The organism is Streptomyces sp. NPDC058457 (genome assembly GCF_042720695.1).
Taxonomy (GTDB): Bacteria; Actinomycetota; Actinomycetes; order Streptomycetales; family Streptomycetaceae; genus Streptomyces.
Genome location: NZ_JBHXLU010000050.1, coordinates 18,617 through 32,672, shown reverse-complemented (window position 1 = coordinate 32,672; position 14,056 = coordinate 18,617). Strand labels below are relative to the sequence as shown.

Genomic DNA, 14,056 nt, shown 5'->3' with positions numbered 1-14,056 from the left:
CCCTGTGGAAGACCGGCGGCACGGCCGCTACCAGCGGTAGGGCGCGTACACGTCCATGCACTGCTTGGTGTCCGAACCGTTGATCGCGTCGGAGTTGTCCGGCAGGTCACCGGCCTTCGGCGCGGACTGCTTCGGGTACGCCGTCCCGTCCCGCCAGTCGGCGCCGACGACGAGCGTGACACCCGACACATTCGTGGTCTGCTGCACCTGGCTCGTGGGGATCCCCAGTGCCTTGGCGACCGCCTGGGCGTCGCCCTGCAGGTCCGCGCTCGGGTACTGGACGACCGTCTTCTCCACCGACTGCGCGGCCGCCGAGGTGTCCGCCGCCGCCCTGCTGTAGCCCTTGGCGGCCAGCTCCTGGGCGAGCGCCCGCGCCCGGCCGCCGACCGCGGCCTCGGTGGCGGTACCGGTGGCGTTCTGCACCAGCACGCCGAGGCTGCCGGCGGAGACGGACGGCTCCTTGGCGGGCGTGGCGCTCGCCGTGGTCTTCTTCTTGCTCTCCTCGGCGCTGCCGTTCTTGTCGAACGCCACGTCGTCGCGGAGCATCTGCCACACCTTGTCGGCGTTGGCGGTGTCCGGCACCACGTGGTCCTTGTTCTGCGGATCCTCGACGTTCGGCATCGTCAGGCTGGTGATGCGGTTGGTCGGCACCGACTTGAGCTGCATGCCCAGGTCGTAGAGTTTCTTCGGGGTGCCGATCTCCTCGGAGACCGTCAGGGACTTGGTGGCCGCCTCGGCCAGGTCCATCAGCCTGCCGGTGTCGGTGAAGACGTTCTGCCCCTTCAACGTGCGGATCATCGAGTTCAGGTACATGTGCTGGGCCCGGGCCCGCATCAGGTCGCTGCCCCAGGCGTGCCGGGTGCGCAGCCACTGCAGGGCCTTCTCACCCTTCACCTTGTGCGTGCCGGCCGTCATCTTCAGCCCGGAGCCGCCGGACACCGCGGCCGTCGGCCGGTCCCACACGTTCTGGTTCACACAGACGTCGACGCCACCGATGGCGTCCGCCATGTTCACCACGCCCGCGAAGTCGATCGTGAGCCAGTGGTCGATGTAGACCCCGGTGAGGTTCTCCCAGGTGGCCAGCGTGCAGCCGGCACCGCCCCGGGCCAGCGACTCGTTGATGATGGTGTTGGTCGCCGGGTACACCTTGCCGGTGGCCGGGTCCGTGCACTTGGGTATGTCGACGCGGGTGTCGCGAGGGATGCTCACCATCGCCGCGCTCTTCCGGTCCGCCGACAGGTGGATCAGCATCTGTACGTCACCGAGCGGCGGGCTGCCCCGGTCGTACTTGGCGCCGCCGAGCTTCACGTTCTCGTCGGAGTTACGGCTGTCGGAGCCGATCAGCAGGATGTTCACCGGCGTCTGACCGGCCGCGTTGGCCGCGGTCTTCCGCGCCTTGGCGTCGCCGATGTCGCGCTCGCCCTTGTGGATGTTGCCGTTCAGGTGCTGGTAGTAGAGGTAACCGGCACCGGCCGTACCGAGGACCACCACCGACAGCACGGTCGCCGACCAGCGCAGCGCCCGCCGGCCGCGCCCGCCGCGCTCACCCCGGCCGCCGTTCGGGCCGCCGGGCGAGTCACCGCCGGAGCCGCCCTTCGCGCCGCCCTGCGGGCCGTCCTTCGGGCCGTCCTTGCGAGGTCCGCCGCCGGGTCTGTCCGGTGTCCGGGGTGCCTTCGGTGCGAGGGACATCGTGTCCTCGACCGCAGGCACCTCCTCCCCCCGCACATCGTTCTGCGTCAACTCCCTGCCCTCCCCACCCTGCGCCCTGCGCACACGGGCCCGCCGCCACGCCCCCCGTCGGACGCCACACGGACCACACGGGTCCGCCCCGCGCCCGGTTAGACGCGCGACGGACCCATAGGGTTACCTGCTTATTCGCTGTTACTTGGCGGTCGCCGGGTGTAACTCTTCGTCGCGCCGCCCTACTTGGCGCAGGTCACCTTGTCCGCCGTCGTCTTGCTGTCCACGTCCGGCGCCTTTGTCGGAGTGGTGAGGGAGACTCCCGCCCCCTGGAAGTCCTTGCCCAGTGTCAGTGTGATCGCGGGTAGGCCCTGGGAGTTGATCACGCTCTTGCCGGGCTTCATCGCGGAGCCGGACAGCCCCATGAGACTGGCCAGTTCGCGCGCCTGATCGGCCTGGTTGGGCGCGTACTCCAGGGTGGTCTTGCTGAGTGCGGCGTCCGCGTTGCCGGCGTTCTCCGACTTGAGGACGCCCTCCTGGTTCTGCAGCCAGCTGAGGGTCTCCTGGGCGCTGCCGGCCGGGGCCCCGCCGTTGAGGATCCGCACCCGCACCGCGGAGGCCGCCGACTTGGTGCCCTCCAGGCGGGCGGCCGCCGCGTCCTTGCTGGCCTGGGCCTGCTTCTTCTTGACGGCCGTGAAGGAGACGTCGTCCTTGATCGCCTGGAAGACGGCGGGGGCCTTCGTCTCGTTGAGCACGACGGTCACCTTCACCTTCTCCGCCGGGTTGTCCAGCACCGGGATGGTGGTGAAGGTCAGGTTCTTCGGGTTGAGCTTGCCGAGCTCCAGCCCCAGGTCCTTCAGCTTGTAGATGCTGTCCAGCTTGGAGTCGACGGTGAGCGCCTTGGTGCCGACCTCGGCCAGCTTCAGCAGCTTGGTCGGGCTGGTGAGCGTCGAGTTGGAGCTGAGCTTGCGCATCAGGGCGCTGAGGAACTGCTGTTGGAGCTGGATGCGGCTCAGGTCACCGCCGAAGCCGACCGAGTGCCGGGTGCGCACGAACGCCAGCGCGGTCTCGCCGGAGATGTTGTGGGTGCCCTTGGACAGCTTCAGATGCGAGTCCGAGTCGTCGATGTCCTTGGCCAGGCACACCTCGACCCCGCCGACCGCGTCGGTCAGCGTCTTGACCGCGTTGAAGTCGGCCACCATGAAGTTGTCCGCCTGGATCCCGGTCAGCTCGGTCACCGTGCGCACGGTGCAGCTGGCGGTACGGCCGTCCTGGCCGAGGCTGGTGTTGAACCGGACGTTCTCGGTGCCCGCGATGACCTTCTCGCTCCCGTCCGACTGCTTCGTCTGGCAGTCGGGCACGTCGACGATGAGGTCACGCGGAATGCTCAGCGCGGTGGCGTTCGAGCGGTCCTTGGAGATGTGCAGCAGGATCGTGGTGTCGGCGTGCCCGACGCTGCCGGCGTCGCCGTAGCCCTCGTTGCCCGAACCCGTCCGCTTGTCGGTGCCGATGATCAGCAGGTTGATCGCCTTGTCCTTGCTGAAACCACCGGTGCTCGCGCCGTCGTCGGAGACGGACGTGATGTTGTCGTTGAGGTGCTTGATGTACAGGTAGCCGGCGGCCGAGGCGGCGACCAGCACGAAGGCCATCGTCCCGCCGGTCCACAGCAGGACCTTCTTGGCCTTCGACTTCTTCTTCACCGGCTGCCGCCGTGAGCGGCGCCCCGCCGGCGGCTCGGGCTCACTGCGCCGTCTGCGCTGCCCCGGCACCTCCGGGCTCGCGGTCTCCCGCGCACCGCCCGCGGCGGTGTCCGGCGAGGCGGGTCTGCGCGGTCCGGGTACCGACGACTGCGGTGCGGAAGGCGCCAGTCGCAGTTCGTATTCGCCGGTGTTCGGATTGAGTACCCACTGGTCTGCGGGATCGATGTTGTCCGCCCGCCCACGGCCTTGCGCGTCCACGGTTGTCCGAATCCTCCGTCGGGGCCACGCGGCGCCTTCCCCCCACCAAGGCGCTCGGTCACGTTTCGCGGTGCACGACCCCAGGACGGACCTCGCGGCCGGGTGCACCGGAGCGCTCACACTATCCGCCCAGTTCAGCGTCGAGTGACGCCAGTGACAAATTCGTCCTCCCTACAACCGGGCAATCCATCTCATATAACTGACAATGAACGGCGCGGAAGTTCGCCGCCTTGGCGTGTGCTTTACGTGCACCTGTCCTCGGCGGCGGTGTTACCGCGAAACGTGGGCGCCTCGGAGTTTCCGGAAGAGGGGTCGTCCTTCTCGCCCGTGGCGTAGTCGGCGACCTTCACGGGCGCGTCGGCCCGCAACAGCGCGAACAGCGCGTCCGCCTTGGCCGCCTTGAGCTGGTCGCGGTTGGAGTCGTACACATACGGCTCCCGCGGGACGGTGAGGAACTGCACATGCTCCGTGGGGATGCTCCGGAGCCCGCGTACAAGCTGGTACAAGCCGCGCAGACTGGCCAGTTCGGGATCGGTGGTGAGGGCGGAGGTCGCCGCGTCCAGCAGCGGATAGAGCTTCGCCGGGTTCAGCAGTACGTCACTGCTCTGCACCTTGTTGACGAGCGCTCCCAGGAACTGCTGCTGCCGGTCCATCCGCCCGGTGTCACTGCCGTCCCCGAGCGACTTGCGGGCCCGTACGTACCCCAGCGCCTGCTCCCCGTCGAGCGTCACCCGTCCGGCGGGCAACCGCAGCTTGGCGGCCTTGTCGTTGATCGGCTTCTTCAGGCACACCTGCACCCCGTCGATCGCGTCGACCATGTCCTTGAACCCGCTGAAGTCGACGACGGCGTAATGGTCGACGCGGATGTCCGTGAATTTCTCGACGGTTCGCACGGTGCAGGCCGAACCCCCCACCTCGAACGCCGAGTTGAACAGCGTGAAGGAGGGCTCGCTGCGCCGTCCGTCCCCGCGCAGGCAGCCGGGCACGTGCACCATCAGGTCCCGGGGCAGCGAGACGGCGGTGGCGCTGCGCCGGTCGCGGGCGAGATGCAGCAGGATCGTGGTGTCGGACCGCTGGGTGCCCGAATCCTTGCCGTAGCGGCGGTTCCCGTCCCCGGCGCGGGTGTCCGACCCGATCAGCAGGATGTTCTGCGCGCCCCGCACCAGCTCGGTGGGCCGCTCCCGCTCGTACCGGGCGAGCTCGGCGGCGGCCGCGTCGTCGGCGGTGATGTTGTGACTGAGCTTGGCGTAGAGGGCCCAGCCGCCGCCCACGGCCCCGACCATCAGCACGCCGACACCGAGGGCCACCCCCCGTATCCAACGCCGCCGACACCGCCGGGCAAGCCCGTGCCCGGTGGCGGATGCCCCTACGACGTCGGTCACTCCTCAACAGTGCCTCGGGGTGACGGGCGAGGGCGGGCTAACTACGCCACGCGGGTGAGCGACCCCGCCAAGGGACCGCGGCTGCTCACGCGGGGCGACCGGTCCCGCCTTCCTGGGAGGCGAGGCTGCTCACGCGGGTGACTGGTCCCACCTTTTTTGGGGCGAGGCTGCTCACGCAGGGCGACTGGTCCCACCTTCTTGGGGGCGCGGGGCTGTGTCGATCTGCGGCTCCGCCGCGTGGGCGCGACCGGCCCCCACCTACCTGCAGCCGACGAACGACCTCACCGCGCCGACGCAGTCACCCGCTCGCTCTCGATCCGCTTCGCGATCCCTTCCTCCCCCAGTTCCCCCAGATTCCGGCAGAGCACCACCGACCCCCCGACCGCGAGCGGCGCGTACAACCCCGCGCTCAGCCCCTCCCACGTGTCGTACCCCAGCCCCGACAGCAGCCGCGACCCGGGCCCGGTCAGATCCAGCCCCGCCGCATCCCCGAGCGCCCGCTCCACGACCTCGGCCCCGCTCAACTCCGCCCCCGCCACGATCAGCGCGGGCTCCTCCGGATCCACGGGCGTGAACGGCACGAACCGGTCCCCCTGACTCGGCACCTCGACGGCGTAGTCGACGAACCCCTCCGGCGTCTGCGGGAACCGCCCACCCAGCGGCCGTAGCGCGAGAGCGACCCGCTCGCCCCGGCACGCCCGGGCCGCCTCCAGTGAGTCCGGCCCGCTGACGACGACGTCGGCCACCGCCGGGTCCCCGGCCACGTCGGCGATCACGCCCACCGACGAACAGGCCAGCAACCACACCGCGGTCTGCCAGTGCGCGGGCAGCAGCAGGGCCACCCGGTCGCCCGGCCCCGCACCGAGGTCGCCCTGCAGCAGATTCGCCGTCTTGGCCACCCAATTGGCGAAGGTGGCCACGGACAATTCGACGCGCTCGCCCGTCGCGTCGTCGTAGAAGGTCACCAGAGGGCGTCCGGGATCCGCGGCGAGCGCGGAACGCAGCAGGTCGGCAGGGGTGCGATCGGTGGCGTTCACCCGCGCAAGGGTACGCCGCGCCCGCTGCCCGCACCGGCTGGCGGGGCCACCGGTTCGGCGTAACCGGCCCCGACGGACCGTCAATTCCCCGATGGGCAGGTTTGTCTGACTGTGTTCAATATCGGGGGCATGCGTGGATTCCTGACTTGCTCGATCGGCGTCACCTGCGCGGCGGCCCTCACCCTCCCGCCAGCCGTGCTCAGCGCGCCGTCCGCGGCCGCCGCACCGGCGGACCCGGTCACGACGGCGGCCCTCTCCGGCAGCACCCAGTCGCTGCCCCTCGCCCCCCGCACCCGGGAACGCACCCTCGGCCAGGCCCCCGAACAGGGCGCGTACCGCGCCGACGTCCGGCACTTCTCGCTCGTCGGCGTCGTCTGGGACAACCCCGGAACCCAACTGCACGGCCGGGTCCAGGTCCGCACCCGGTCCGCCGCAACCGGCGACTGGTCGGGCTGGCAGGACGTCGACACGCACAACGCCGACCACGGCGCCGACCCGGACACGGCGGAGGCCGCCTCCGGCCGGGTGCACGGCGCCACCGCGCCCCTGTGGGTGGGCGACTCGGACGGAGTCGACGTACGTGTGCGCGCCGACGCCGACGCCGACGCCGACGCCGACGCCGACGCCGACGCCGACGCCGACACTGGCGCCGAGGCCGACACTGACGTCGGCGCCGACGTCGACACTGACGTCGGCGACGACTCCGCCGCGCGCGGCAGCGTCCCCGGGACCGGCGCCGGACGCGACCTGCTCCCGGCGGGCCTGCGCCTCGAACTTGTCGACCCCGGCGAGGAGGCCCCGCCCCAGGGCCCGCCGGCCGACAGCCCCCGTACCGACACCGCGGCCGACGCGGCGGCCACGGTCAACGCCGACCTCGTGTCCTTCGCCGCCACCGAGATCCCCGCGCTGAGCCGGGAGGACACCGAACGCGAACTCAGGCAGCTGAGCGGCGCCGACGCCTCGCTCGCGAAGCCGTACATCGGACCGCGCCCGAGGATCGTCACCCGCCACGGCTGGGGTGCCGACGAGTCGCTGCGCGAGAAGGGGTTCGTCTACACGGGGAAGATCAAGGCGGCGTTCGTCCACCACACCGCCACCGGAAACGGCTACCGCTGCTCCGAGGCCCCGTCCGTCATCCGCAGTATCTACCGCTACCACGTCGTGAGCATGGGCTGGCGGGACATCGGCTACAACTTCCTCGTCGACAAGTGCGGAACCATCTACGAGGGCCGCGCCGGGGGAGTGGCGAAGGCCGTCAGAGGCGCCCACACCCTCGGGTTCAACAACCACAGCATGGGGATCGCGGTGATCGGCACATACGGCTCGCACAAGCCGTCCGCGGCCGCCGTGACCGCCGTCGCCAGGCTCACCGCGTGGAAGCTCGGGCTCTTCGGGGCCAATCCGAAGGGAAAGACATATCTGAAGTCCGGGGGTGGCAATCTCTACCCAAAGGGGAAGAACGTACGACTGAACGTGATCTCCGGCCACAGGGACGGGTACGCCACCGAATGCCCAGGCGCCAAGCTCTACGCCAAGCTCGGCTCGGCCCGGACCAGCTCCGCGCACCTGCAGGGACGCTGAGAACGGGGCCCGCGTTCATCGCCGTCGGGGGCAGTCGGGGGAAACCGCACACCCATGCCGCGTGGCACCACGCGGTCGTCGAGGGCGCCGTCGCACGGTCTGCATACACTGGCCGGCCGACAGAGAGTTCGGCCGGTCCCGGCAGGAAGCAGAGACGACAGGTGACAGAAGCGATCCTCCTGGTCGGCGGCAAAGGCACCCGGCTGCGCCCGCTCACGGTCCACACGCCCAAGCCGATGGTCCCGGCGGCCGGCGTGCCGTTCCTGACGCACCAGCTGGCCAGAGCCAGAGCGGCGGGCGTGGAGCACATCGTCCTCGCGACGAGCTACCTGGCGGACGTCTTCGAACCGTACTTCGGCGACGGCGCGGCACTCGGCCTGCACATCGAGTACGTCACCGAGGAGGAACCCCTCGGCACCGGCGGCGCGATCCGCAACGTGGCCGCCCGGCTGCACTCCGGCCCCGACGACCCGGTCCTGATCTTCAACGGCGACATCCTGACGGGCCTGGACATCGGCGCCCTGGTGGCCACGCACGAGTCGACCTCGGCGGACATCTCCCTCCACCTCACACAGGTGACGGACCCCCGCGCGTACGGCCTCGTCCCCACCGACGAGAAGGGGCGTGTCCTCGCCTTCCTGGAGAAGCCCCAGACCCCCGAGGAGATCGTCACCGACCAGATCAACGCCGGGGCGTACGTCTTCCGCCGCTCGGTCATCGACACGATCCCGGCGGGCCGCCCGGTGTCCGTGGAGCGCGAGACCTTCCCCGAACTGCTCGCGGCCGGCGCCCACCTCCAGGGCATGGTCGACTCCACGTACTGGCTGGACCTCGGCACGCCCGCGGCCTTCGTACGCGGCTCGGCGGACCTCGTCCTGGGCCGCGCCCCGTCCCCCGCGGTCCCCGGCCGCTGCGGCGACCGCCTCGTCCTTCCCACGGCCCGGGTCGCGGCGGACGCGAAGCTGACGGGCGGCACGGTGGTGGGCGAGGGCGCGTTCGTGGCGGAGGGCGCGCGGGTCTTCGGCTCGACGATCCTTCCGGGCGCCGTGATCGAACCCGGCGCCGTCATCACCGACTCCCTCATCGGCAACCGCGCCCGCGTCGGCGAACGCTCGGTCCTCACGGGCACGGTGATCGGCGACGGCGCGGTCATCGGCGCCGACAACGAACTGCGGGACGGCGCCAGGGTGTGGTGCGACGCGAGGATCCCGGCGGGGGCGGTGCGGTTCTCTTCGGACCAGTAGGGGTGGTGGCGGTGATGGGCTGACTGCGGGTGCGTGGGGGCTGATCGCGCAGTTCCTCCCCCAGCCTTCGGCTGGGGGTACCCCCAGCGCCCCTTACGGGGCACGTCATAGCTGCGGGCAGACGTGCCGCAGGGCGGCACGGGTGGGCGCTGGGGGCCCCGGCCGAAGGCTGGGGGAGGCACCCTGCGAGCGCTGGTAAGCGTCCCCACCCCGCCCCTGGCCCCACCGACCCGCACCCGCTCACAACTGGCCGATATCCCCTCGCGGCATCCGCGGCGCCCGCCTCGCCGGCGTATGCCCACTCAGCAGGATCAGCCGAGCCGCCCGATGCCGCTGCCCCGCATAGGGCTCAAGCAGCCGCAGCATCACCTCGTCGTCGGCATGCCGGTCCCCGGCCAGCGCCCACCCCACGATCCCCGGCAGGTGCAGGTCCCCGACCGTCACCGCGTCCGCCGCCCCATGACTGCGCTGCACGGTCTCCGCCGACGTCCACGGCCCCACCCCCGGCACCACCTCCAGCCGCGCCTGCGCCGCCTCCGCCGCCATCCCCACGGCCTGCTCAAGCCGCGCAGCGACCCGTACCGCGCGCAGAATCGTCGAGGCCCGCTTGTCGTCGACCCCGGCCTTGTGCCACTCCCAGGAAGGAATCAGCGCCCAGGTGCGAGGCGCCGGCATCACCCACATCGGCCGCTCACCCACCCCGGCGGGGCCCGGCGCCCGCTCCCCGAACCTCCGCACCAGCAGCCGCCAGGCCCGGTAGGCCTCGTCGGTCGTGACCTTCTGCTCCAGGACCGACGGAATCAACGACTCCAGCACCAGCCCGGTCCGCGTCAGCCGCAACCCCGGCCGCCGATGCCGGGCCGCCGCCACCACCCGGTGCCGGGGCACGAACGCCGACGGGTCGTCGGCGGCCCCGAGCATCTCCGGCAGCCGCTCCAGCAGCCACTCGGCCCCCGGCCCCCAGGCCTCCCCGCGCACCTCACCGCCGTACACGGCGACCCGCAGCGTCCCGGGCCCGGCAGGCGTCAGACTGGCCCGCCACACGGACCCGTCCCGGGTGGCCCGGAACGTGGGATCCCCGGGCCCGCGCCGCAGCGGCCCGAGCACGAGCCCCAGATCAAGAACTCCGTCGGGCTTCCACAGCCGAACCCGCCCGGACGCGGCAGCCTGCCGAGGCACTCCGGCAGGCACGACAACCTGCCCACCCCGCACAGCCGCACGCGTGGACTTCGGAGCAAACCGACCAGCCATCCAAAGAATCCTAGGCTTCAGGCGCCCGCCCTTTTGGGGGCGCGGGGCTGTATCTGATAGGCGGCTACCGCCGCGTGGGCGCGACCAGCCACACTCAACCCGCAGTCGCCCGCGAACCCGTCCCTCTCGGACCATAGGCGCACAAAATCACCGCACCTCGACAAAGTCCCCGACCTCCCTCGGCGCCCTCTCCCGCGGCTCCTCCGCAGCCTTCCCCACGGCAACCGCCCCCATCGGCTCCCACCCCGCCGGCAGCGCCAGCACATCCCGCACCACGTCCCGGCAGAACATCGTCGACGAGACCCACGCCGACCCCAGCCGCTCCCCGGCCAGCGCGACCAGGAAGTTCTGCACCGCGGCCCCCACCGCGACCACGAACATCTCCCGCTCGGCGGCGTCGCGCCGCGGATCCCCGTACGCGTGCGACCCGTCCAGCACCAGACAGGGCACGACCAGGTACGGCGCGTTCCGCAGCACATCGCCGCGCCGCACCCGCTTCGCGATGGACTCCTCCGACTTGCCGTCCCTCCGCAGGTCGGCGATCCACGCGTCCCGCATCGCGTCCAGCAGCCCGACGCGGGCCTGCGCGGACTCCAGCAGCACGAACCGCCACGGCGTCGTGTGATGCGGCGCCGGCGCGGTCACGGCCGCGGCGACCGCCCGCCGTACCGCCCCGGGGTCGACCGGGTCGTCGGTGAAGGCCCGCACCGTCCGCCGCAGCGTCACCGCCTCCCGGACCGCCTCGGACGTCCCCAGCCGGAACATGTCACTGCCCGCATCCCGGACCAGCGCCCGCGCGCCGTCCCCGTCGTCGTCGGCGTCCGCCACGACATGCGCCAGGCCCCGCACCACGGCGACCGGCATCCCCGTCGCCTTGCCCTTCACCAGGTCACCGGCGGCGGCCAGTTCGTCGGCCGTGGCGACGACCGTCGCGACCAGCGGATTGCCGTACGCGTCCACGCCCCCGCGCAGGTCGTCCAGCACCTCCACGCCGGCGGCGCCGATGGTGACGTCCGTGAGCCCCGAGCGCCAGGGTCGCCCGAAGGTGTCCGTGACGATCACGCCGACGTTGACGCCCAGCGCGTCCCGAAGGCCCGCGCGGACGGCACGAGCCGAGGCGTCGGGATCCTCGGGCAGCAACAGCACGGTCCCGGCCGGTGTGTTGGACGCGTCCACGCCTGCCGCGGCCATGACCAGACCCTGCCGGTTCTCCACGATCCGCAGGGTCCCGCGCCGGGCCACCACCCGTACCGTCTCGGCGTCGATCGCCGCCTCCCGGTCGGCCGCCTCGACGATCCTTCCCTCGGCCTTGGAGACGATCTTGGAGGTGACGATCACCACGTCCCCGTCGGCCAGCCCCGGCTCCGCCGCGGCGATCAGCTTCGCCAGGTCGTCGCCCTGCTGGACCTCGGGGATCCCGGGCAGCGCCCACACCCGGTACGCGGGCGCCGCGTCGGCCGTGCCGACCATGTCGGTCGCCTCGGTCATGCCCCGCGCACCTCCTCGGCCAGCGCCAGCGCCTCCCGGGCCATCTGCGCGGCCGCGTCCAGGTCGGTCATCATCAGCGGTACGGCCCGGCAGCGGATGCCGGCCGCCGCCACGCGCGCGACGCTGCCCTCGTCCACGGAGTCGACGAGCCAGCCGTCCAGGAGCCCGGAGCCGTAGTGCTCGGCGACCGCCGCCGCCGTCGACTCCACGCCCACCGCCGCGAGCACCTTGTCGGCCATCCCGCGCACCGGCGCGTCCCCGACGATGGGGGAGAGGCCCACCACGGGCACTCCGGCGTCGGCGATCGCCTCCCGGATGCCGGGCACCGCGAGGATCGTGCCTACGGAGACCACCGGGTTGGACGGCGGGAAGAGGATCACGTCCGCCTCGGCGATGGCCTCCAGGACGCCGGGCGCCGGCTTGGACTGCTCGGCGCCGACGGGGACGACCGCCTCGGCGGGGACGCCGGCCCGCAGCCGTACCCAGTACTCCTGGAAGTGCACCGCCCTGCGCTCACCGTCGACCTCGACGGCCACATGGGTCTCGACCCGGTCGTCGGTCATCGGGATCAGCTTCACGCCCGGCTTCCAGCGGTCGCACAGCGCCTCGGTCACCGCGCTCAGCGGATAGCCGGCACCCAGCATCTGGGTGCGCACGATGTGCGTCGCGAAGTCCCGGTCACCGAGCCCGAACCAGTCCGGCCCCACCCCGTAGGCGGCGAGCTCCTCCTTGAGACGGAAGGTCTCGTCGGTCCGCCCCCAGCCCTGTTCCTCGTTGATGCCGCCACCGAGCGTGTACATCACCGTGTCGAGGTCCGGGCAGACCTTCAGCCCGAAGAGGTGGATGTCGTCCCCGGTGTTGCCGATGACGGTCACGTCGGCGTCCGGCACGGCCTGCTTCAGACCGCGCAGGAACCGGGCACCGCCGATACCGCCTGCCAGAACCACAATGCGCATGCGCCAAGTCTTGCAGGCGGGTCCGACAACGCGGCACGCGTCCTCCCTGCGTGATGCGTCACGCGGTCACGGGGTGCGCCGCGCAGCTCTGCGTGGTGTGCATGGGCATCTCGGTCAGGCCCGGGTAGTAGACGTGCAGGCTCACCGCCGGTTCCAGCGCGTCGTTCACGACCTCGTGCACGTACCCCGGAGCGAACACCCGTTGTGCACCGGCGCCCAACGCGCGCGTGCCGCGCTCGGTGCGTTCGGTGAGCGCGCCCTCCAGGACGGTCAGCACGCCGGAGGAGCGGCCGTGGTCGTGCAGTCCGCTGCCCTGCCCGGGCACCCAGGACAGCAGCCACACCTCGTAGCCGGGGCCGGTGCGCAGCCGGTGGTACCAGCGGCTGGTCGCGTCGTACTGGACGAGGTGCTCCCACTGCGCGCGGTCGGCGGCGATCGCGCGGGCCAGGCCGACGAACTCGGCCACGGTGACCGGGTGCTCGCGCGGGGGCTGCAGCAGGTGCTGGACTTCGAGGATGTCGCCGGCGATCTGGAGGTCGTTGTCGCTGTTCATGGGGGTGCGGTGGTTCCTCAGTGAAGAAGGTCAGCGGGGAACGAAAAGCGAAAACCGAGTCCGGGGACTCGGTCTGCAGCTGGAGCGGGAGCGGTCGGATACGGCTACGGCTCAACAGCTGGAACAGCAACAGCTACAGCGAGCGCGGGCAGCACCGTGGGACCCGGCGGTGCGGGTCGAGGTGAGCGCCAAGTTCGCGAGCATGCCCACAAGGACATCGGTTCACACCTCCCGTGTCAACTCGACGCCCGGTATGTGGGACACGGTTCACCTCATCCGGTTCATCTCGTTGCCGAAAGGTTTGTTCAGTAAGCGCCCGGGACACATGGCGCACAACCGGGCGCGCGAGCCACTTCGGAACGCGATCGAACATCTGGGCGTCCTTCTCCGTACAAGCTCTGTATGGGGTCGGAGGCCCGCGCGGGGCCTCGTCTGCATGTCAAGGTTTATGCCGATTTGAACACTTTCCGCACGGCCTTGGTTCCGCAGAGTGAATAACGGGCCCAATAGCAGATCTCGGCTTGACTCGCCCGGAGCAGCACACTTGTAATTTCACTCGTGTCGTTCAGCCGAAATCGGTAACGGCCACGCACGGGGACGTGAAAGACAGACGAGGGGCGCACATGACCGAGCTGGTGCAGCAACTGCTGGTCGACGACGCGGACGAGGAACTCGGCTGGCAGGAGCGCGCGCTGTGCGCCCAGACCGACCCCGAGTCCTTCTTCCCCGAGAAGGGCGGCTCCACCAGAGAGGCCAAGAAGGTCTGCCTCGCCTGCGAGGTGCGCTCCGAGTGCCTCGAGTACGCCCTCGCCAACGACGAGCGGTTCGGCATCTGGGGCGGACTCTCCGAGCGGGAGCGCCGCCGCCTCAAGAAGGCCGCAGTCTGAAACGGACGCCGGAGCGGACGCCGGAGCGGACACCGAGGC

11 protein-coding genes are annotated in these 14,056 nt (G+C 71.1%); 3 read left to right on the top strand and 8 right to left on the bottom strand.

The features are described from left to right. Positions 1-27: 27 nt before the first annotated feature. The 4 genes from ACFWPS_RS32040 to ACFWPS_RS32025 all read right to left on the bottom strand — a co-directional run bounded on the left by ACFWPS_RS32040 (position 28) and on the right by ACFWPS_RS32025 (position 6,057). On the bottom strand, positions 28-1,740 hold the full coding sequence (locus ACFWPS_RS32040) for an LCP family protein (protein ID WP_383711295.1): 1,713 nt from the start codon (positions 1,738-1,740) through the stop codon (positions 28-30). Between the two features lie 182 nt (positions 1,741-1,922). After that, positions 1,923-3,638, bottom strand: coding sequence for an LCP family protein (locus tag ACFWPS_RS32035; protein WP_383711292.1), 1,716 nt, complete (start codon positions 3,636-3,638; stop codon positions 1,923-1,925). Positions 3,639-3,880: 242 nt separating this feature from the next. Next, on the bottom strand, positions 3,881-4,945 hold the full coding sequence (locus ACFWPS_RS32030; RefSeq protein WP_383711291.1) for an LCP family protein: 1,065 nt from the start codon (positions 4,943-4,945) through the stop codon (positions 3,881-3,883). A 356-nt stretch (positions 4,946-5,301) separates the two neighbouring features. Then, on the bottom strand, positions 5,302-6,057 hold the full coding sequence (locus ACFWPS_RS32025) for a TIGR03089 family protein (protein WP_383711289.1): 756 nt from the start codon (positions 6,055-6,057) through the stop codon (positions 5,302-5,304). Positions 6,058-6,186: 129 nt separating this feature from the next. Between ACFWPS_RS32025 and ACFWPS_RS32020 the strand changes: the two genes are divergently transcribed. Both ACFWPS_RS32020 and ACFWPS_RS32015 read left to right on the top strand, forming a co-directional pair. Continuing rightward, positions 6,187-7,638, top strand: a complete 1,452-nt coding sequence (locus tag ACFWPS_RS32020; RefSeq protein ID WP_383711287.1) for a peptidoglycan recognition protein — start codon at positions 6,187-6,189, stop codon at positions 7,636-7,638. A 161-nt stretch (positions 7,639-7,799) separates the two neighbouring features. After that, on the top strand, positions 7,800-8,882 hold the full coding sequence (locus ACFWPS_RS32015; RefSeq protein ID WP_383711284.1) for a sugar phosphate nucleotidyltransferase: 1,083 nt from the start codon (positions 7,800-7,802) through the stop codon (positions 8,880-8,882). 240 nt (positions 8,883-9,122) lie between these two features. Here the strand turns inward: ACFWPS_RS32015 and ACFWPS_RS32010 are convergent, their stop codons facing one another. From ACFWPS_RS32010 to ACFWPS_RS31995, 4 genes are all read right to left on the bottom strand, one after another. Continuing rightward, a complete protein-coding gene (locus ACFWPS_RS32010) occupies positions 9,123-10,133 on the bottom strand; it encodes a DNA-3-methyladenine glycosylase family protein (protein ID WP_383711281.1) in 1,011 nt (336 codons plus the stop codon). 147 nt (positions 10,134-10,280) lie between these two features. After that, positions 10,281-11,621 (bottom strand): coenzyme F420-0:L-glutamate ligase, encoded by a 1,341-nt coding sequence (locus ACFWPS_RS32005; RefSeq protein ID WP_383711279.1) that lies wholly within the window; start codon positions 11,619-11,621, stop codon positions 10,281-10,283. Continuing rightward, on the bottom strand, positions 11,618-12,577 hold the full coding sequence (cofD, locus tag ACFWPS_RS32000) for a 2-phospho-L-lactate transferase (RefSeq protein WP_383711276.1): 960 nt from the start codon (positions 12,575-12,577) through the stop codon (positions 11,618-11,620). The genes ACFWPS_RS32005 and cofD overlap by 4 nt, the downstream gene beginning before the upstream one ends. 58 nt (positions 12,578-12,635) lie before the next feature. After that, positions 12,636-13,130, bottom strand: a complete 495-nt coding sequence (locus ACFWPS_RS31995; protein ID WP_383711273.1) for a cysteine dioxygenase — start codon at positions 13,128-13,130, stop codon at positions 12,636-12,638. 623 nt (positions 13,131-13,753) lie between these two features. On the opposite strand from ACFWPS_RS31995, the gene ACFWPS_RS31990 reads away from it, so the two are divergent. Beyond that, complete coding sequence (locus ACFWPS_RS31990) at positions 13,754-14,017, top strand: WhiB family transcriptional regulator (protein WP_003975777.1); 264 nt, start codon at positions 13,754-13,756, stop codon at positions 14,015-14,017. The last annotated feature ends 39 nt before the right edge of the window (positions 14,018-14,056 follow it).

Excerpts from the sequence above, each read along its gene's own strand:
- ACFWPS_RS32005 (WP_383711279.1), bottom strand. The coding sequence starts at position 11,621 with ATGACCGAGGCGACCGACATGGTCGGCACGGCCGACGCGGCGCCCGCG.
- cofD (WP_383711276.1), bottom strand. The coding sequence starts at position 12,577 with ATGCGCATTGTGGTTCTGGCAGGCGGTATCGGCGGTGCCCGGTTCCTG.
- ACFWPS_RS32020 (WP_383711287.1), top strand. The coding sequence starts at position 6,187 with ATGCGTGGATTCCTGACTTGCTCGATCGGCGTCACCTGCGCGGCGGCC.
- ACFWPS_RS31990 (WP_003975777.1), top strand. The coding sequence starts at position 13,754 with ATGACCGAGCTGGTGCAGCAACTGCTGGTCGACGACGCGGACGAGGAA.
- ACFWPS_RS31995 (WP_383711273.1), bottom strand. The coding sequence starts at position 13,130 with ATGAACAGCGACAACGACCTCCAGATCGCCGGCGACATCCTCGAAGTC.
- ACFWPS_RS32010 (WP_383711281.1), bottom strand. The coding sequence starts at position 10,133 with ATGGCTGGTCGGTTTGCTCCGAAGTCCACGCGTGCGGCTGTGCGGGGT.